This is a genomic window from [Leptolyngbya] sp. PCC 7376, assembly GCF_000316605.1.
In the GTDB taxonomy this organism is placed as follows: domain Bacteria; phylum Cyanobacteriota; class Cyanobacteriia; order Cyanobacteriales; family MRBY01; genus MRBY01.
In genome coordinates this window covers 541,235-559,294 of record NC_019683.1, presented here as the reverse complement: position 1 = coordinate 559,294, position 18,060 = coordinate 541,235, and the positions used below count along the sequence as shown (strand labels likewise).

The window sequence follows — 18,060 nt, the reverse complement described above, 5'->3', positions numbered from 1 at the left end:
CTTAAGCTTTGTATCCATTGCCATAAAACTATCCAGTCACTGCTATATGTCAAAAAAAGATTATGACTAATACGCCATAATCCTAGTGAAATAATCTCTATCTTGATGAATCGCGCGATTTACGCTTCGTCAATTTCTTTAAGAATCTCAATCGACATCTGGCAAAGATCTTCATGGCAGTGACCATTCGACGCCATAATGCCACCCCACTTTTTCACATCGCCTTGGTTGTAGGGCACTTCACCTCCTTCAAAATAGGTAAACTTACCACCTGCTTCCGTGAGAATTAATTCTGGCGCGGCAAAATCCCAATCCTTTGCCGCCGATTTACCAGAGACGGAAATGTAAACGTCGGATTGCTGTTCGAGAATAGTCGAAATCTTACAACCAACACTACCCACATAATTACGGTCTTTGAAGGGCAAACGATTCAATAAATCTTGGAACCGTTGGTCGCGATGGGTACGGCTTGCCACAAGCAATAGCTCTTCAGGCTTGTTACGCTCGGAAACTCTAATCGGAGTTACGATGCCATCACGAGTTTCCACGAAAGTACCATTACCTTTCAAAGCAAAATAAAGCTTTTCGGCTTCAGGAACAACGACGACACCAATAACGGGGCGACCTTCATTTGTGAGACAAATATGCACTGCGTATTCACCAGTTTGGTCAATAAAGTCACGGGTGCCATCAAGGGGATCAATAATCCAGACCCAAGGATGGTCAACTTTTACGCCATCGTAAGTCTCTTCACTTAGATATGCGAAATCCTCTGTGCCGAGCTTGGCATGGAAATTTTCAATGATATAGTCGTTGGTCGCAAGATCAGCTTTGGTCACTGGGCCATCAGCTTTATCGGAAATATCTTTGATGTCACCTTTGTAATAGCTACGGAGTACATCTCCTGCCCCCCAACCAATCTCGCGGGCGATCGCCAAAACTTCTTCTAAACGTTGTTGATTCATCCTAAAAAATTATCCGTTATCTACTGAACTTGAAACCGAACTACACCTAAACCCTAGCGATTTCGGGAAAACAAGAAGACGTCTTGCTCCTGGTAAATCGTATCAAAACTCTGATCTTCTGAAACACGCATGATTAATTGGTCAACAAAAGCTGCATCACTCAGCCAACCAGGATGTCTACGGTTCAACAAAATATAGTCAAATGTTTCGAGAGTTTCTTCAGGTTGCTCTTGACGAGTAAATCGAATATTTTCTCGATGACTGAGATGGGGAGCAATTTGGGAGGCTGTATACACTCCTCCTTTACCTTCAACTAGGGCGATCGCCTCGTGGGTTTGCCAGAGATTATCCGTAGCAGAGAGATAGTGCCCACCAAAATAAGTAAATTTAGCCAAACAGGCAAAAGTGATCAATGACCAAATAATAATGGCCCTCCGCTGCTGAAAAAAACCTTTCTCTGCTGCCAAACTTGAGATTAAGCCAATAATCAGGAACGGCAAAATAGGCAACGCATATTGATGTACCAAATCCTTTTGAGCAAGATGGTCGGCCAATAAATTTAAACTCATCGCGGGAAAAGCACCGACTAGTGCACTAAAACTAAAGCGAGACCATCCCCAAGCAACAGGCACAAACAATAAAACCAAGTATTCAAGATTACTTAGAGAAAATAAAATCGAGAAAATCCGTTGGGGTTGCAGAATCAAATTCCTTAAAATCTCAAAAACAGAATCCCCTAAATAGCTGTAACGCCCAACCGCAGCAGCTTCACCACCACTAAAATTCGGGATAATCCATTGAGTCGAGAAAATAAACCAGGCCACTCCTAAACTAATGGCGATCGCCCCATAAAGATTTTTTCTTTCCACTAATAAAAGCCATATCCCCAATCCCAGCACTGTTAACGACAAAACAGCCTTACAGCCCAGAATGAAAACCAAACATCCCAGAAATAACCATAATTGCTGACGACGCGCAGCCAAAATTGCCCAGAACAAAAACGGAACTGCGATTACCTCAGGATGAAAATCAAACAGATTGGCATTAAAAATAACTGGATACAGCAGATAGACAAACATCATCGCCTGAGCCTGATATCGACTTAAACCAGCATCAAGCGATAAATAATAGGTCGGAAAAATCCCCGCCGCCAAAGCACAAGCTTGAATCAAAAATAGCCAATAAACCGAAGGAAATAATATATACGGAATGGCAAGCAAATAATGCATCCAAGCAGCATGATCCCCCAGTATATGGAAACCCATAAATGTGCTGAAAGGAGATTCACCCTGACTAATCAAATAAATAGCTTGATCAAAAATGCCTAAATCATAGGCATCTGACTGAAACAGCCAATGCCGTAGACTACTCAAACCAAACAAAATTGAACTAGAGACTAGAAAAACAATCCATAGTTCTTTCGATGCTTTGCTGGGACGAATCGAGGATTCCATGATGTTGGCGAGATTTATACAGAGGGGAAATTAAATTGACCTTCAGTATTTCAGAGATCAACAATTCCTCAAACTAAATCACCACAACATCGAAATTGTTTAATCAAGGATTTTCCTGTCATGCAGCATTGGGTCAGGGAACTCACACTATAAGCACTTAAGCTTCTTCCGTAGACTTCTACTCATCTTCAGATTGAGACTTATTTTGTGTCTTCAATAATGGGAAAGCAATGACATCACGAATACTTTCGGAATTGGTAAGCAGCATCACAAGGCGATCAATACCGATACCTAAACCAACTGTGGGAGGCATTCCGTATTCGAGAGCAGTGACAAAATCTTCATCCACGTCACAAGCTTCCACATCACCAGCAGCTTTTTTCGCTGCCTGAGCTTCTAATCTTTCTCGCTGATCAATAGGATCTGTTAACTCAGAAAAACCATTCGCCAACTCACGACCCACGACAAACAATTCAAAACGCTCTGTCAAACCAGGCTTATCGCGATGAGGCTTAGCAAGGGGAGATACTTCTACGGGATATTCCGTGACAAAAGTCGGTTGAATTAAGGTTTCCTCTACTTTCTGCTCAAAGGCTTCATTAAGCAGTTGACCAATACTATTCACTTTCTCTGGTACGCCCACACCCGCATCTTCCGCAGCTTTAACCGCAGTGTCAAAGTCATCGAAGGCAAGAAAATCAACACCAGTCGCATCTTTCACTAGGTTTTGCATCGTTTCCCGTCGCCAAGCAGAGCCAACATCCACAATTGCCTCACCATAGGGAAGCTTCACTGTGCCGATAATGTCCTTTGCAAGGGTACGAATGAGATCTTCCGTTAAATCCATCATGTCGTGATAGTCACCATAGGCTTGGTAAACTTCAATCGATGTAAATTCGGGATTGTGCTTGGTAGAAACGCCTTCATTACGGAAGATACGACCCATTTCAAATACCCGTTCAAAACCACCAACGACTAAACGCTTTAAATGGAGTTCCGTTGCAATCCGAAGATACAGCGGCATGTCGAGGGTGTTGTGGTGAGTAATAAATGGACGTGCTTCTGCACCGCCAGCCTCACCTTGGAGTACAGGGGTTTCAATTTCGAGAAAATCTTTGTCTTCTAAGTAACGACGAATTGCAGCGGTAATTTTTGCACGACAGCGAAATGTCTCTCTAACAGCGGGATTGATAATGAGATCGACATAACGTTGACGGTAGCGTTTTTCGATGTCAGTCAAACCATGCCACTTGTCAGGAAGGGGCAAGAGGGATTTAGTAAGCATGGCAAATTCGCTCACTTTGACGGATAGCTCACCTTTTTCTGTGCGCTTAATAATTCCTTTCACGCCGATGATGTCGCCGACGTCAGTTAATTTTTTGAGATGATTAAATGCGCCTTCGAAATCGGGCATTCCTGCATTAATCAGTTTTTTGTCGAGATAGAGCTGAATTGTGCCAGTTTCATCTTGGAGGCTAAAGAATGCGAGTTTGCCAAAAACCCGTCGCGCTAAAATCCGTCCCGCAATGGAAACATGATCTTCGACTTCTTCGCCCGCTGCAATGTCCTTATATTTGTCTTGAAGTTCTGCAGTGTGGTGACTGACTTCCCATTTATACGCATAGGGATTCATGGCGATCGCCTGAAGCTGTTGTACCTTTTCTAGGCGAGCAGCACGAAGTTCGTCACGGGTGGAAGAAGAGGAATCAGACATGTATTTGGGCTTAGCGTAAAAGGGATAAAAGTCGCAGAACTCGGTTATTATAGCGGCTCACCCTTCAAAAGAGCATTATTTTCTAGGCTCTCTTTTAACAGGGTTTTCATCACGAATCTCTATCGCTTTTGTTGATCTACCGATATTGCTCCACTTAACCGCACCATGGGTGGGCGATCGCCTCTCAACTTTCTCAGCACATTTATATAAAGCCAATAAAAAACCAGCCTGAGCTTAAAAGACTGGTCTACCTGAGCTTGCTGTATGAGAGGAGAAACTCAATGCCAAGATGGCACAGAACATATTGCCTACTGGAAAAGACTGTTCTTAAAAAATCTTGTGATGAGCTTTCTGTAAATAAATGTAACAGATCTTCTGGGATCTTGCAATATTTCGTTACAAACATTCTTGCATCAATCTATTTGGCAAAATCAGAGCTTCTAGTGGGTAGGGATTTTCGGTAGATCATCTATGGATTAGAGATGGCAACAATGATCCCCTTTTTTCTGCTTTGATCATTTCTCAAATATTTTTCTAACACAACAAAATAATTATCTGGAGAAACGGTAGAGAATGAGTACTTGTGCTCACGGAGTTTGTTTGAACTTTCTTGAATACTTCGCCAGGGAACTAAATTTAGTTGATACGATAAAATCCATTAGTTTAAGAGTGAGAAAAATATCGCAGTTAACTAAGCAGAAAAATGTTCATAGCTCATAGGCTAAAACAGCAAAAAGAAGATTCAAATTTAGTTTAGTTAAACAGTCGAAATATTTTAGGAAATAGAGCATATGAGGCATTACTGCGACGAGTGGATACAAGAATGGTGTGACGGCAATGGTTGGACAGAACCGACTCCTGTTTCACCAAACTTCTACTGGGCATTTCCACCAAATGCAGTAATGCCAGAACCAATTCCAATGGAAATTTTGCGGCTTATTAAGGCAGAAAAAGGATTAACTGCTGATGAGAAAAAATGGCTGGGTTCCGCCGTTTTGTTTAGCTTCGGTTGTGCTGTTCTTAGTATTTTTTGGCGTTGTCCAGTGCCATTAGTAATGGCTTTTGCATTTAGTGCGATTACCGTGGCGCGACTTGATGTTGAAGATTAAGTGCTGAAACAAAGTTGTCATTTAGTACTGTTTTACGCAGGTGTTTCTAGGAAGCTTAACGACAGGTCTTAACATCATTTCCGAAAGAGAAAATCTGTAATTATTTAGTGTTCCCCTCGCTTCTTGTCATAATAGTGAGGGATTTTTCTTAATCATTTAAATTTAGTGCTGCGGTTGTGCTGAGATATTTTCTGCCATTTCTCGATTCTGAAGTTAAACATTGGGCATTGGAGGCAAGGTTAATCCGTTGGTTAACATTTCTCTGGCTCTGCATTGGTCTTGTGGCCATGTTTTCTGCCTCATATCCAGTGGCAGATCTCCGGCAAGGGGATGGTTTTTATTTCGTCAAACGTCAGCTAATTTGGATTTTTATTGGTCTCTTCTTTTTTAATGTCATTGTGCGATCGCCCCTGAAATCGCTCAATAAATTATCAGGCTGGTTGCTCTTTCTGTTTTGGGGTCTGATTATTCTTACCTTGATCCCCGGCATTGGTATTGAGGTGAATGGCGCAACCCGTTGGCTTGGGGTAGGGCCAATTCGAATCCAGCCATCAGAATTAGCAAAGCCATTCTTGATTTTGCAAGCAGCTCAGGTTTTTGGGCGATGGCGTAAACTCATGTGGCATGTGCGCTGGAAATGGATCGGTGTGTTTGCCGGAATCCTCGGTTGCATTTTGATTCAGCCAAACTTAAGTACAACAGCTCTTTGTGGCCTAACGCTATGGTTTATTGCGGTGGCAGCGGGTTTATCTTGGCTGCAGCTCGGCGGTACAGCAGGGTTAGGGTTAGCAACGGCGATCGCCAGTATTAGCGTCCATGAATACCAGCGCCGACGCCTGATGTTTTTTCTGAATCCCTTTGCGGATGCTCGCGGTGATGGTTACCAGCTGGTGCAAAGTCTCTTAGCTATTAGTTCTGGGGGAGTTTGGGGAGAAGGCTTTGGTTTATCCCAACAAAAACTTTTTTACCTACCTTTTCAGGACACTGATTTTATCTTTGCGATTTTCGCCGAAGAGTTTGGGTTGATTGGCTGCATTTGTTTTTTACTATTGCTCCTCACCTACGCCAGTCTCGGCACCTATGTCGCTCTCCGTTGCCAGCATTTAGATCGACGATTAATTGCCATTGGCGTCACCTTTATGTTGGTTGGCCAATCGATTTTAAATATTGGCGTTACCACTGGTGTTTTGCCGACGACCGGATTGCCTTTACCGATGTTTAGTTATGGCGGTAGTTCGGTAATTTCAAGCTTAATCTCCGCTGCTCTATTGATCCGTGTGGCTCGGGAAGGCAAGGAAGCTCAGGTCATTACCCTACGAAATAAACGCCAGAAACTAGTCGCTCTGACCCCACCAACGAAATAACAAATATCACTTAATTCTTGCTCCACTGAGGAAAAGCTATCGCGATGTTCACCTTAAAAGATGTTTTCTTTGCTTTTGTCTGGATTGCCTTACTCGTTTTAGCGGGGCGTCTAATCAAACAAAAGATTGGTTGGATTCGCCGCCTTTATCTACCGGAATCGATTGTCGCAGGAGTATTAGCATTATTGCTTGGCCCTCAAGTTCTCGGGGCGATCGCCACCTCAGTTTCTGGAGAAGGAACATTATTGGGTGACGGTCTTTTCCCAGAAGCTATCCGTACCATCTGGTCTCAGTCTCCGGGAGTATTTATCAATATTGTTTTTGCTGCTTTATTCCTGGGCGAAGTAATCCCCAGCCCCAAGCAAATTTGGCGACGGGCAGCTCCCCAAGTGGTCTTTGGGCAAACCCTTGCGTGGGGTCAATATGTGATCGGAATTTTAGCGACTTTGCTGATTTTAATCCCTGTCTTTGACGCAAATCCTATTGCTGGCTCACTAATCGAAATTGCCTTCGAAGGCGGCCATGGTACGGCCGGAGGGATGGCTGATACTTTTATTGAGTTGGGCTTTGAAGAAGGTGCTGATCTTGCCCTAGGCCTCGCCACAGTGGGTATTGTTTCAGGGATTATCACGGGCACATTGTTAGCTGAATGGGGACGTAAAAAGGGTTATGTGGCAGCAGCAGAAAAAAATGTAGAACAGCCCGATGACCTGCCTGAACTCTCCCATAGCAATAATCCAGCAGTGAGGGAAAAACGACGTCAACTCACCCAAGGATTGTTGATTGATCCCCTATCGCTTAACTTCGGTTTTGTGGGTATTGCCATTATTATCGGTTGGCTCATTTTGAAAGGTCTGGTGTTATTGGAATCGGTCACTTGGGGATTGAGTGGTTTCACGATGATGAGCTATGTACCGCTATTTCCAATGGCCTTGGTTGGTGGCATTATTGTGCAGATGATTATGGTGCGCTTAGATTTAGATGCTTTAATCATCCCTGAACTCACCAAAAATATTGCGGGAATGGCTCTAGACGTCGTTGTCGTGACAGCCCTTGCCTCAATTTCCCTAAAAGTCATTGGTGGAAATTTAGGGATCTTCTTGACTCTGAGCGTCGTAGGGATCCTGTGGAATGTGACGTTCTTTTTATTTTATGCGCCTAAAATTTTTCCCGACCATTGGTTTGAAAAGGGTATTGGCGACCTCGGTCAATCGATGGGTGTCACAGCAACAGGCATCTTATTACTCCGCATGGTTGACCCAGATAATCGTTCTGGTGCCTTTGAAAGTTTTGCGTATAAACAACTCTTTTTCGAGCCAATTGTGGGTGGTGGTCTCTTTACCGCAGCAGCTCCTGCATTGATTGCCCGTCTCGGTTTAACGACAACTTTACTGATTACCAGTGGTCTACTCATCTTTTGGCTTGCGATTGGTTGGGTCTTAATGCGTCGGCGATCGCCTGCAATTCGGCCATAAAAAAGGTGAGAGCCTTCATCGGCCATACCAATCAAAAATTCATTCAACAAAAAAGCGTCTCTAGAACCCGGAGGTTAGAAACGCCATACATGGAGAAAAGATTGATTTTTTATAGTTACTGAGTCGCCGAATTAAGCATCATCGCGCTTCTTACGCTTAGCAGCCAAACCACCGAGACCGAACAGTGTCGGTAAGATTGCTGCTGGTGTAGGAACCTCAGTGATTTCATCTTCACGCTTCACACGAAGTGTGCCGGAGAAGGTTGCAGTATTGTTTGAACCATCCTCAACGATAAAACTAGTACCGATTTGGCTACTGAAGGAGCCAAGCGCAGCCGCAGTTTGACCAGTGCTTGTTTCGATGAAGCCATCGAACACGAGATCAAAAATTGTATCAGCACCCACTTCACGGGCAGAAAAAGCGACAGAACTTACATCAAAGTCTGCAATAGAACCATCAGCCAAAAGAATATCGGTGATGAAATCATCTAAAGGTGCAGTGCCGAAAGCATCTGCATCGGGCAAAGAAATATCGCTGATACCAACAAAGTCACCTAGCTGAAACTTACCTGCAGTACCAGTGGCACTAAGGCCCTCTTGTCCAGATGTGCCAAATTCCCAAAAGTCAAAATCATAATTTCCGCCACCACCATTTGTGACTTCGAGAGTACCAAGGATGTCGATTTTGTCGTCACCTTCAAGGGTGAGAGCCTGAGCGGGCGTTACAGAGACCATGGATACTCCCATAACCGTAGCTGCTGCGACCCCTAAACTAAGCTTATGTTGAAACATATTCATGTGTCTCCTAAAAGAGAAAGATAGGATATTAATCAAAAACCAAACGGTCGTTTTTTTTATAACCGTAGACAATTACTATAATCAAACCACAAAAAATATTTTGTGCGCATAAAATCGGAGCTTTTACATCAATCTTTTTGGCAACTTTAAAAACGCAGAAGAAATCAAGTATTTTCACGCAACCTATCTCAAGCCAGCTTGTCCCAAAATACTTAGTAACCGATGAAATCTTTGTTTTTAAAGGATTACAGGAGACACATAAGTGGTTTATCCGAGTCAAACAAACATCAAACTCTAAAATACTTACGCAAAAAAAACTACGTATTTTTCAAAATCTAGACTAATATTTTCATCACTTCTTAAAATCAAAATATCGATTATATGTATTTCAAGATGCAAGCCTTTTTGTTCATGTAAAATAATTCATTCCCGAAAACTTTCTTTTGGATAAAAACTTTAAATCCTCTTTTTGTATACCTAAGAGAGCCAAATACAATCCTTTATTTTTTACAATTGATATAACTAGGTATTTTGATTTCGCAAATCGATTGTGTTATCCAAATAGCTCTGTAAGTCAGCACGATACAGAGTGAATTCACCGACAAAGATTCAATCTAGGCCATAATGCTGTAATGCTTCTAGGGTGTGATCGCCCCCAATAGCAGCCTCGCAAAACAGTAGAGAAGAAACCATAGCCCTCCTCACACCACCCATTACTGAATGCTTTTTCTCAAATTAAGCAGCAAATATTAAGCGGCGATCGCCACCGAACTAACAGGTAAGGTAATCTCAAACTCGGTGCCTTCATCAGGAGTGGAGTTGCAAGTCAAGTTACCGCCGTGGTTTTGGACAATAATCTGATAACTAATCGATAGACCAAGCCCTGTCCCTTGACCAACAGGCTTCGTCGTAAAGAAGGGGTCAAATAGCTTCGATTGGATATCTCCCGGAATGCCGAGGCCATTATCTTTGATTTTGATAATGAGGCGATCGCCTTCCGGAGAAATATTGGTCGAGATCTTAATTTGAGGCTTGCGATAAAAATCATCTTGGAGAGCCGGAGTCGATGGTGTTGAGGCAGAAACCAACATTGGGCGCGATGGCTGGGATTGTTGAGGATATTTCTTCTGCGCTTCATTTACAGCATCAATCGCATTTAACAGCAAATTAAAAAAGACTTGATTCAGTTGACTGGGATAGCATTCAATCTTTGGGATAGTCTCATACTGACGAATCACCTGAATCTTGTGGAAATCATGGTGTGCTTGCAATCGATTTTGAATCAAGAGCAAAGTGCTATCAAGACCATCATGGATATCCGCCATTTTTAATTCCGATTCATCCAGACGCGAAAAAGTTTGGAGCGACATCAACAGATTCCGAATCCGGTCAACCCCTGTGTGCATAGAGGAGACTAATTGCATAATATCGTCCTCCAAAAATTCGAGATCGACAGCTTCGCGCTGCTGACGAATTTCCTGGGGAGGATGCGGATAATACTTTTCATACAAACTCAAAATATCTAAAACCTGCTCCACATACCCCCGCGCATGCTGCAAGTTGCCATAGATAAAGTTAATGGGGTTATTAATCTCGTGAGTAATACCAGCCACCAGCTGCCCTAAACCCGACATTTTTTCAGTTTGAATGAGTTGTAACTGTGTATGCTGCAAATCTTGCAAAGCCTGCTCTAGTTCTGCGGTCATCCGTTCCCGGTGGGCAAGGTCTTCTTGAAGTTTGGCATTGGCTTCATGGAGTTGCTGAGTGCGTTCTTTAACTACTGTTTTTAGGTGATCATGGGCCACTTGTAATTGTTCTTCTGCATGTTGGCGTTCTTGAATTTCCAGCTCTAACTGCTGATTTTTCTTGGATAATTCTTCAGTTTGCTCATCGACCATTTCCTGCAAGAGGTCGATCATATGGGACATCTCGTTAGGTCGCAGCACTTGGAAAAAACTGGTTTGGGACAGGAGACCAAGCATTTCGCCGGTGTCACCCACCACCACCAGACGACGCACCCATTGCCGATTCATGGTTTGGTGGGCTTCCCAAAGAGACGTTTTTGGGGAGAGGGTAAAGAGCGGACTACTCATCACCTCGCCTGCTTTTGTGGCTTGTAGATTGAGGTCTAAGCTCTGAAACTGAACGATGTCTCTTTCGGTAACAATGCCGATAGGTTGGGGGCGATCGCCAATGTTTTCACAAATAACTACACAACCGACTTGATGGGTTGCCATTAATTTTGTGAGATCAAGTAATGATGTTTCGGTTTCAGCCGTGACAACCGTTTTGACCATCACATCTGCTACGCAATGCAGTTTGGTCAAAAGACTTACTGGCGGTAAAACTTTGCGCAGACTGTCATATGTGATTACGCCAAGGGGACGATCTTGCTCATCGACGACAGGTAAATGCTTGAGATGGTGATGCGTCAGTAAATTGAGCGCCGTAAAAATATCTTCGTCAGGAGTACAGCGGATAGAGATAGCAGGAATCTGAATTGCTTCGCCGAGGGTCAGGTTTTTTAGCTCTTCGCCTTCTGCAATGAGTCGAATGAGGTCTTTTTCTGTAAAAATGCCGCAGAGTTTGTCGTCTTGTTCAACGACTAAGCAATTTGGGGCGCGGAAGACAATGGCACCGTGGTCGCTCAGATCGCAATGATCTCGTTGACGCACCATCTTTTCTAGGGCGATCGCCAAAGTCATATCTAGATTCCCGGTGAGGAACTGCTCCTCAATGACTGAGGTAATCCCTAAAGCTGCATTAAAAGAGTTCAACACGACATTATTGCCAGAGGTACGGAATTGAGAATCTCAACTGCTTTGCAAGTAGCCTGAATCTTGCACCAAATCTGAGTCAAGAGATCCCGACACTGACTAGTCTGCTCTGTGAAATACAAAAATGTAATTATGCTTAAGGGAATTTAGATTTTATTTATATTTCTTGACAAGGCTATTCCGGATTATTGGCAGAGTTGGAGAAAGACAAGGGCTTAATTAGCTATGGATACGGGGTTCTGGGTGAAGTGTAGATAGGATTTCACTCTCGGCGATCGCCAACTCTTCTAGCCGTTCATTAACCAAATCGGTGTCGTAATAAATGGTCGCGAGCACCCAATAAGCACCATAATGTCTAGCCTCGGATGCCATCAGTCCTCGATAAAACGCCGCAAGTTCTGGCTCTGGGCAATGTTCACCTATTAGACCAAGTCTTTCGTGGGAACGTGCCTCAATTAAAGCGGAGATTAGTAAAGAGTCAAGCATCCGGTCTGGTTCTTGGGGTCGGATCAGTTTATGCAATTTGCTGCCATAGGGCGGTGCATTCAGGGGGGCAAGGGGGATATTTTTGCGTTCGAGCCATTGATTTACCAGCTCAAAATGTTCTAATTCTTCTTTGGCGATCGCCGTCAGTTCTCGCACCAACTCTGTCGATGATGGATAGCGAAACATCATATTAATGGCGACACTGGCAGCCTTCCGCTCGCAATGGGAATGGTCGAGCATCACTTCATCGAGATTATTTAATGCCAATTCAATCCACTCAGGAGAAGTTGGTTCTTTGAGAAATTTAATGCGGGGCAGCGTCGCTGTGGTCATCTGTTATTACGTCTTCAGTTTTGGCAGGAAAAGTAATGCTCTCGTAAATCTCGGTTAATGGTGCGTCAATGTCAAGGGCTGGGAGTTCGGCGATCGCCTCCAAGCCACTATAGGTTTGAAATAGCCAGATGTCTTCTTGGCATTGCAGAATATAGCAGGCAAGGAGTGGGTTAAGACAGAATAGGATAGAAGCAATAAACATAGATGCCATGCCTGCTCCCCATAGTCTTGATTTACGCCTAAAAGCTGTTGCCGCCTTCGATAAAGGTGAACGAAAAAGTGATATCTGTCGCTTCTTTGGTATTAGCCGAAATACGCTAGACCTGTGGCTGAAACGACGAGAGAAAATCGGTTCAGTCGCTCCGAAGACAGATTACCGTCGAGGCCCTCAACCGAAGATTAATGATCTAGATGCTTTTCGTGCTTTTGCAGAGAAATATGGGCATCTAACCCAGAAGGAAATGGCGGAGAAATGGCCAGAGTCTATTAGTGATGCATCCAGACGTGAAGCTCTACGGAAAATTGAATTTACTCGAAAAAAAGACCTATCGATATCAAGAGAGAGATAAAGAATTAGAAAAAGCATTTGTGGCACAACTGAAGCAGTATGGCCAAGAACGACTCGTATATATCGATGAAAGTGGATTTGATAATACCTTAGATTATGGGTATGGCTACTGCCATAAGTCAGAGAGGTTTATCGCAGAGAAGTTAGGTCATCGTACAGAACGAGTTAGCGTGATTGGAGGATGGCGAGAGGGAGAGCAGATAGCACCGATGGTATTTGAGGGCTATGCCAACAGCGCCTTAGTTTGCCAATGGGTAGAGGATTGCTTAGTGCCAGAGTTGATTCCGGGTCAAATTATTATTCTGGATAATGCCAGTGTTCATCCAAAGGAAAGAATACAAACATTGGTGGCGAAGGCAGGATGTGAAGTGATATTTTTGCCACCCTACTCACCACACCTGAACAAGATAGAGAAGTTTTGGGGGAGGTTAAAGAAGGAGGTAAGTAAGCTCATCAAGAAGACTGAGGATTTGTTCGATGCCATCAGAATAGCCTTCTGTTCTATGTCCTAACCTTCTCCTTCGCTGCTATAGAGGTATGAATCCATGAAGGTCAAGGTACAGGAACATCCCAGAACTTGAGATAATGAATCAGCAATCGAATCGAATGCTTTAACATCTCTAAAGACTTGGAATAACATAAGGTCTTTCGATGGAGTCGAGCGAGATAATGCCGCAATCGAGTGTTCTCTCCTTCGACACGAGTCATGTAGGTCTTACTGATAATCTGGTCACCATCGGGTACAAACATGGGATAAACATGCCAGCCATCTGTGATGTAGAAGAAGCATCTCCAGAGACTAACCATTGCCCATAATGGTTTGAATGTCTCTGCACTTCTGTCACCAACAGTCCAAGCGAGAATACCTGGTTGGAAGTGGTCTACGGCAGTCCAGAGCCAGACCTTATTTTTTTAGCACCGACGAATGTTTGAAGTTCATCGAGTTCGCCAACCTGAGGCACCTGCTCAGGTGCATAAGCATCAGGTAGCAATTCAGCGACTTCTTTGACCCAAGTGATTACGGTAGTGTGGTGCACTCCTTTCACCCGTTCAATGGCTCGAAAGCCCATACCGTGGGCATACATTTTGAGGCATTCACGTTTGAAGGCATTTGAGTAGCCGAGCTGGCTGTAGCGGTCGATAAACTGACGACCGCAATCTACACAGATGTGATTCTGTTTGCCTTTTTTCTTTCCATTCTTACGGATATGAGTAGATTGGCATTCTGGACATTCCATTGCGTCAACAACCTCCATTCATACCTCTATTCTGCAACGCCGTCTTCTTTATGACAGCGGAAGCACTCCACTAAATATATAGCAATGGACACAAGGCTTCATAAGTAGCTGTTATTGCCCCCTAAGAGGATGTCTGAAAAGGGTCTGACCGTAACTTTTGTCGAAATGAGTTGCACGTAAAAATAAGCACTTCAGGCGATCATCGATCTGGATAACGCAGCGGAATCAAATCATGCACCATCGCCACATTGCAACAAGAGGTATATAGAGGCGTTTCGGGCAACGGCGAAAAAATCAGATTTGCTTTTAGTTTTTTATAAAGTTTCGGGAGTCCAAACTGCGTCCATAGTAGACGTTTTGCATGGCCTTTCATCCCAAAATCTGGACTCATCCCTGCCGGAATCGTCGCTTTTATTCCGTCTTTGATAAAGGAATCTAGGGAAGATCCAGATCGCAAGATACAAGTATCTAGCTCTTCTAAATAGGGCACCACATTTTGCGCGTAGATGCTAATATCAGTTGGTTTTGCTGACAGAACAGAAAGATTAACTAGCATCATTCATGATCAATTCCCAACGTGGGTCAATATCAGTTTGCTGTACTTGATATTCTGTCGCCAAATGTTTAATTCCTGCTACTACACCAAGACCTGCAGCACCTGCGGCAATCGGAAAAGCGGCTGCAACCATAACTCCTGCGACCATGCCACCACCAATTAATCCTCCAAGTGTCGCTAATCCAGAGGTAATGCCAGCAGCAGACAAACCAGCAACTGAACCCAAAACACTAATTGCTCCTGTAATCGCCCCCATTCCTACTGCACCGCCGCCAACAGCACCAATTGCCTCTGAAATTTTCTCTTTTTCCGAGTTAGATAATTTTGAATACTTGTTATGACCCAGAGTAATTAAAATTGCCCCTTGTTTGAGCATGTCATCAGAAGGATACGTCACAGCTGATAATAACCTTGAAATCGTTGCCTCAGAACAACCAATAACATAAGCCAAATCTTTGAATGTTGGTTTCTTTTGATCAGTTTTCAGAAATTGAGCCATGGTAGAGGCAAAATTAGAGCGATTAAGTTCAGACATTAAAACTTACAAAATATTCAATAAAAGCTGTTGTCGGTGACGGAGTATAGAAGATATCTTGCGCTTTAGGTTAAAGATATCGCTAACACACGACCTATACGTTGAATTTACAATAACTTGTCTTGCGGATTATTGCAGTTCTCTCATTAGATATGACAGGTTGTTTTATTGAGAAATAGATATTTGGCGATCGCCCATTCACGACACAAAAGCGATATAAAATTTTTGCAAAAAAAAATCCCAGCCCGAGGGCCGAGACTATCAATCAGGGTGCATCTACCAATACTGTTATCCCAATCCCATAGCACTCAATCCGGAACATAAAGGGCGATCACCCATTTATTTTTCTGGATGGCAAACTTCGCTAGCCTAAAGCATGAGAAAAATATGCAAACAAAGATGAAACCAAAAGCATTGATGTCTTGGAGTAGTGGCAAAGATAGCGCTTGGGCACTCTACCAACTCCAGCAAAATCTGGACATTGAGGTGGTTGGTCTATTTTGCATGGTGAATCAAAATATTGAGCGTATCTCTGTGCATGGCATACGCATTCAGCTGCTCCAACAACAAGCCCAGAGCATTGATTTGCCTCTAGAAATTATTGGAATTCCTCTTCCTTGTAGCAATGTCGAATACGAAGCCATAATGGCTCGATTTGTTGAACAAGCTAAACAAGAGGGAATTCAATACTTTGCATTTGGGGATTTATTTCTTGAGGATGCTCGCAATTACCGCAAAAACATACTAAAAGATTCGGGGATTAAGCCACTATTTCCGATTTGGGGAATACCTACCGCGACCCTTGCAAAAACGATGATTGGGAGTGGTTTAAGGACGATGATTGTCTGCGTCGATACTAAGCGAATGCCACCTGAATTTGTCGGCAGAGAATTTAATATCAGTTTTTTAGAAGACCTATCACCACAGATTGATCTCTGTGGAGAAAATGGAGAATTTCATAGCTTTGTATTTGATGGCCCGATGTTCACAGAGCCAATCGGAATTGCTTTAGGGGAAACATTTACACGAGAGCATCTCATTTTTGTTGATGTACTGCCACAAAATATTTAAGGGACTAGAGAAAAGTACTAGCTGACTTTTATCATCTACTCCCTTATTAAACACTCGCTTGAATTAATTCAAATTTCTAGCTGCGAGCAATACCTTCTTGTCGGGCAGCTTGGCCTACTGCTGCCGATACAGCCGTTGCGACACGCTCATCAAATACAGAAGGAATAATATGTTCCTTATCAAGTTGAGCAGTACTCACTAGAGAGGCGATCGCCTGAGCCGCTTGGAGACACATATTTGTTGTAATGCTTGAAGCACGACAATCTAACGCCCCCCGGAATACGCCAGGGAAAGCCAACACATTATTAATTTGGTTGGGATAATCACTACGACCCGTTGCCACCACTGCCGCTTTATCAAAAATCAGTTCAGGTTGAATTTCGGGGATAGGGTTAGCCATCGCAAATACGATTGGGTCATCGGCCATCGATTCCACCATTTCGACAGAAACCACGCCCGGCGCACTTACCCCAAGAAAAATATCAGCACCTTTCATCGCATCGGCAAGGTTGCCTTCAGTCTCCACCGCAAAGGTCGCTTTCTCTGGCGTGAGGTTTTCGCGTTTAGTGGAAATAATGCCCCGCGAGTCACACATTAAAATATCCGTCACGCCTGCTTGACGGAGCAGTTTGGCGATCGCAATGCCCGCAGCCCCAGCACCATTAATCACAACGCGGACATCCTTGAGTGTTTTCTTCACGAGTTTGATGGCATTAAACAGAGCGGCAAGGGAGACGATCGCTGTGCCATGCTGATCATCATGGAAAATCGGAATATCAGTTTCAGCTTTGAGACGTTTCTCGATTTCAAAACAGCGGGGTGCAGCAATATCCTCAAGGTTCACCCCACCGAAAACAGGCGCTAAATATTTAACGGTTTTGACGATTTCATCAACATCTTGGGTATCGAGACAGATGGGAAAGGCATTAATACCTGCAAATTCTTTGAAGAGCATTGCTTTCCCTTCCATCACAGGCATCGATGCTTCTGCTCCAAGATTTCCTAAACCCAGCACAGCACTACCATCGGTGACGATCGCCACCATATTGCTTTTTACTGTGAGATCAAAAACCCGCTCTGGAGATTCGGCGATCGCCTTACAAACACGACCAACACCAGGTGTATAGGCCATTGCCAAATCTGATTGCACCGTTAGGGGAATACGACTTTCTACAGTGATTTTTCCACCACGGTGAATCGCAAAAGTACGGTCAGCAACATCTACAACTTCGATATTTTCGACAGCTTTAACGGCCTCGACAATTTCATCGGCATGCTTATCACTAGACGCATCCACGGTGATATCCCGCAGCAAAAATTTCAAATCCCGTTCAATCAGCTCAATATTTCCTAAGCTACCCCCGACCTTGGCAATCGCCTGGGTTACTTGCGCCAAAGTCCCTGCTTGGTTGGGAATACGCAGACGGAGGGTAACGCTGTAACTCGGATTTGGGGTGAGGGCAACCATAATTTTCTGTTTAAGGCTCGGTAACTAAGGGCTATGAGAAAAATTCCCATCCCATTTAACCTCACTTTCCCCGATTGCAGAAGCCGCAGCTCCGCAGAATTGTGATCAGGCGATCGCCTATTTTTATCTTCACTTCTAACCAACACTCCC

The 18,060-nt window shown here is 43.7% G+C and carries 15 protein-coding genes and 2 pseudogenes; 5 read left to right on the top strand and 12 right to left on the bottom strand.

The window, feature by feature from the left end:
• Nucleotides 1-119 precede the first annotated feature (119 nt).
• The 3 genes from LEPTO7376_RS02500 to lysS all read right to left on the bottom strand — a co-directional run bounded on the left by LEPTO7376_RS02500 (nucleotide 120) and on the right by lysS (nucleotide 4,133).
• On the bottom strand, nucleotides 120-965 hold the full coding sequence (locus LEPTO7376_RS02500; RefSeq protein ID WP_015132712.1) for a 3'(2'),5'-bisphosphate nucleotidase CysQ: 846 nt from the start codon (nucleotides 963-965) through the stop codon (nucleotides 120-122).
• A gap of 53 nt (nucleotides 966-1,018) precedes the next feature.
• Nucleotides 1,019-2,419: a DUF2079 domain-containing protein gene (locus LEPTO7376_RS02495; protein ID WP_015132711.1), complete on the bottom strand. Its 1,401-nt coding sequence runs from the start codon at nucleotides 2,417-2,419 to the stop codon at nucleotides 1,019-1,021.
• Between the two features lie 178 nt (nucleotides 2,420-2,597).
• A complete protein-coding gene (gene lysS, locus LEPTO7376_RS02490; RefSeq protein ID WP_015132710.1) occupies nucleotides 2,598-4,133 on the bottom strand; it encodes a lysine--tRNA ligase in 1,536 nt (511 codons plus the stop codon).
• 791 nt (nucleotides 4,134-4,924) lie between these two features.
• Between lysS and LEPTO7376_RS02485 the strand changes: the two genes are divergently transcribed.
• Nucleotides 4,925-5,242 (top strand): hypothetical protein, encoded by a 318-nt coding sequence (locus LEPTO7376_RS02485; RefSeq protein WP_015132709.1) that lies wholly within the window; start codon nucleotides 4,925-4,927, stop codon nucleotides 5,240-5,242.
• A 148-nt stretch (nucleotides 5,243-5,390) separates the two neighbouring features.
• On the opposite strand, the gene LEPTO7376_RS27140 is transcribed toward LEPTO7376_RS02485, so the two are convergent.
• Nucleotides 5,391-5,531, bottom strand: coding sequence for a hypothetical protein (locus LEPTO7376_RS27140; protein ID WP_225901255.1), 141 nt, complete (start codon nucleotides 5,529-5,531; stop codon nucleotides 5,391-5,393).
• Here LEPTO7376_RS27140 and LEPTO7376_RS02480 point away from each other — a divergent pair.
• Both LEPTO7376_RS02480 and LEPTO7376_RS02475 read left to right on the top strand, forming a co-directional pair.
• Nucleotides 5,530-6,606: an FtsW/RodA/SpoVE family cell cycle protein gene (locus tag LEPTO7376_RS02480; protein ID WP_264308960.1), complete on the top strand. Its 1,077-nt coding sequence runs from the start codon at nucleotides 5,530-5,532 to the stop codon at nucleotides 6,604-6,606. The genes LEPTO7376_RS27140 and LEPTO7376_RS02480 overlap by 2 nt on opposite strands.
• A gap of 44 nt (nucleotides 6,607-6,650) precedes the next feature.
• A complete protein-coding gene (locus LEPTO7376_RS02475; RefSeq protein WP_015132707.1) occupies nucleotides 6,651-8,081 on the top strand; it encodes a sodium/glutamate symporter in 1,431 nt (476 codons plus the stop codon).
• Between the two features lie 131 nt (nucleotides 8,082-8,212).
• Here LEPTO7376_RS02475 and LEPTO7376_RS02470 read toward each other — a convergent pair whose 3' ends face one another.
• The 4 genes from LEPTO7376_RS02470 to LEPTO7376_RS02455 form a co-directional block, all read right to left on the bottom strand.
• Nucleotides 8,213-8,872: a PTPA-CTERM sorting domain-containing protein gene (locus tag LEPTO7376_RS02470; RefSeq protein WP_015132706.1), complete on the bottom strand. Its 660-nt coding sequence runs from the start codon at nucleotides 8,870-8,872 to the stop codon at nucleotides 8,213-8,215.
• A 755-nt stretch (nucleotides 8,873-9,627) separates the two neighbouring features.
• Nucleotides 9,628-11,658: a CBS domain-containing protein gene (locus LEPTO7376_RS02465; RefSeq protein ID WP_015132705.1), complete on the bottom strand. Its 2,031-nt coding sequence runs from the start codon at nucleotides 11,656-11,658 to the stop codon at nucleotides 9,628-9,630.
• A gap of 216 nt (nucleotides 11,659-11,874) precedes the next feature.
• Complete coding sequence (locus LEPTO7376_RS02460) at nucleotides 11,875-12,474, bottom strand: tRNA-(ms[2]io[6]A)-hydroxylase (protein WP_015132704.1); 600 nt, start codon at nucleotides 12,472-12,474, stop codon at nucleotides 11,875-11,877.
• A complete protein-coding gene (locus tag LEPTO7376_RS02455; RefSeq protein WP_160148362.1) occupies nucleotides 12,446-12,676 on the bottom strand; it encodes a hypothetical protein in 231 nt (76 codons plus the stop codon). Before LEPTO7376_RS02455 ends, LEPTO7376_RS02460 begins: the two co-directional genes overlap by 29 nt.
• Nucleotides 12,677-12,683: 7 nt before the next feature.
• Here LEPTO7376_RS02455 and LEPTO7376_RS28835 point away from each other — a divergent pair.
• Nucleotides 12,684-13,554: pseudogene (locus LEPTO7376_RS28835) on the top strand (IS630 family transposase).
• Between the two features lie 40 nt (nucleotides 13,555-13,594).
• Here LEPTO7376_RS28835 and LEPTO7376_RS24235 read toward each other — a convergent pair.
• The 3 genes and pseudogenes from LEPTO7376_RS24235 to LEPTO7376_RS26885 form a co-directional block, all read right to left on the bottom strand.
• Nucleotides 13,595-14,280 (bottom strand): IS1 family transposase gene (locus LEPTO7376_RS24235; RefSeq protein WP_160148574.1). Its coding sequence is split into 2 segments (ribosomal slippage): nucleotides 13,595-13,956 and nucleotides 13,956-14,280, totalling 687 coding nucleotides; the frame shifts between segments, so codons are not numbered across the junction.
• A 208-nt stretch (nucleotides 14,281-14,488) separates the two neighbouring features.
• Nucleotides 14,489-14,839, bottom strand: a pseudogene (locus tag LEPTO7376_RS02435) (glycosyltransferase family 1 protein); the annotation flags it as partial.
• Nucleotides 14,826-15,371, bottom strand: a complete 546-nt coding sequence (locus LEPTO7376_RS26885) for a hypothetical protein (RefSeq protein ID WP_015132701.1) — start codon at nucleotides 15,369-15,371, stop codon at nucleotides 14,826-14,828. The gene LEPTO7376_RS26885 and the pseudogene LEPTO7376_RS02435, both read right to left, overlap by 14 nt.
• Before the next feature lie 399 nt (nucleotides 15,372-15,770).
• Here LEPTO7376_RS26885 and LEPTO7376_RS02425 point away from each other — a divergent pair, with 399 nt between their 5' ends.
• A complete protein-coding gene (locus tag LEPTO7376_RS02425; protein ID WP_041764739.1) occupies nucleotides 15,771-16,442 on the top strand; it encodes an ATP-binding domain-containing protein in 672 nt (223 codons plus the stop codon).
• Nucleotides 16,443-16,518: 76 nt separating this feature from the next.
• On the opposite strand, the gene LEPTO7376_RS02420 is transcribed toward LEPTO7376_RS02425, so the two are convergent.
• Complete coding sequence (locus LEPTO7376_RS02420; protein WP_015132699.1) at nucleotides 16,519-17,910, bottom strand: NAD-dependent malic enzyme; 1,392 nt, start codon at nucleotides 17,908-17,910, stop codon at nucleotides 16,519-16,521.
• Nucleotides 17,911-18,060 lie beyond the last annotated feature (150 nt).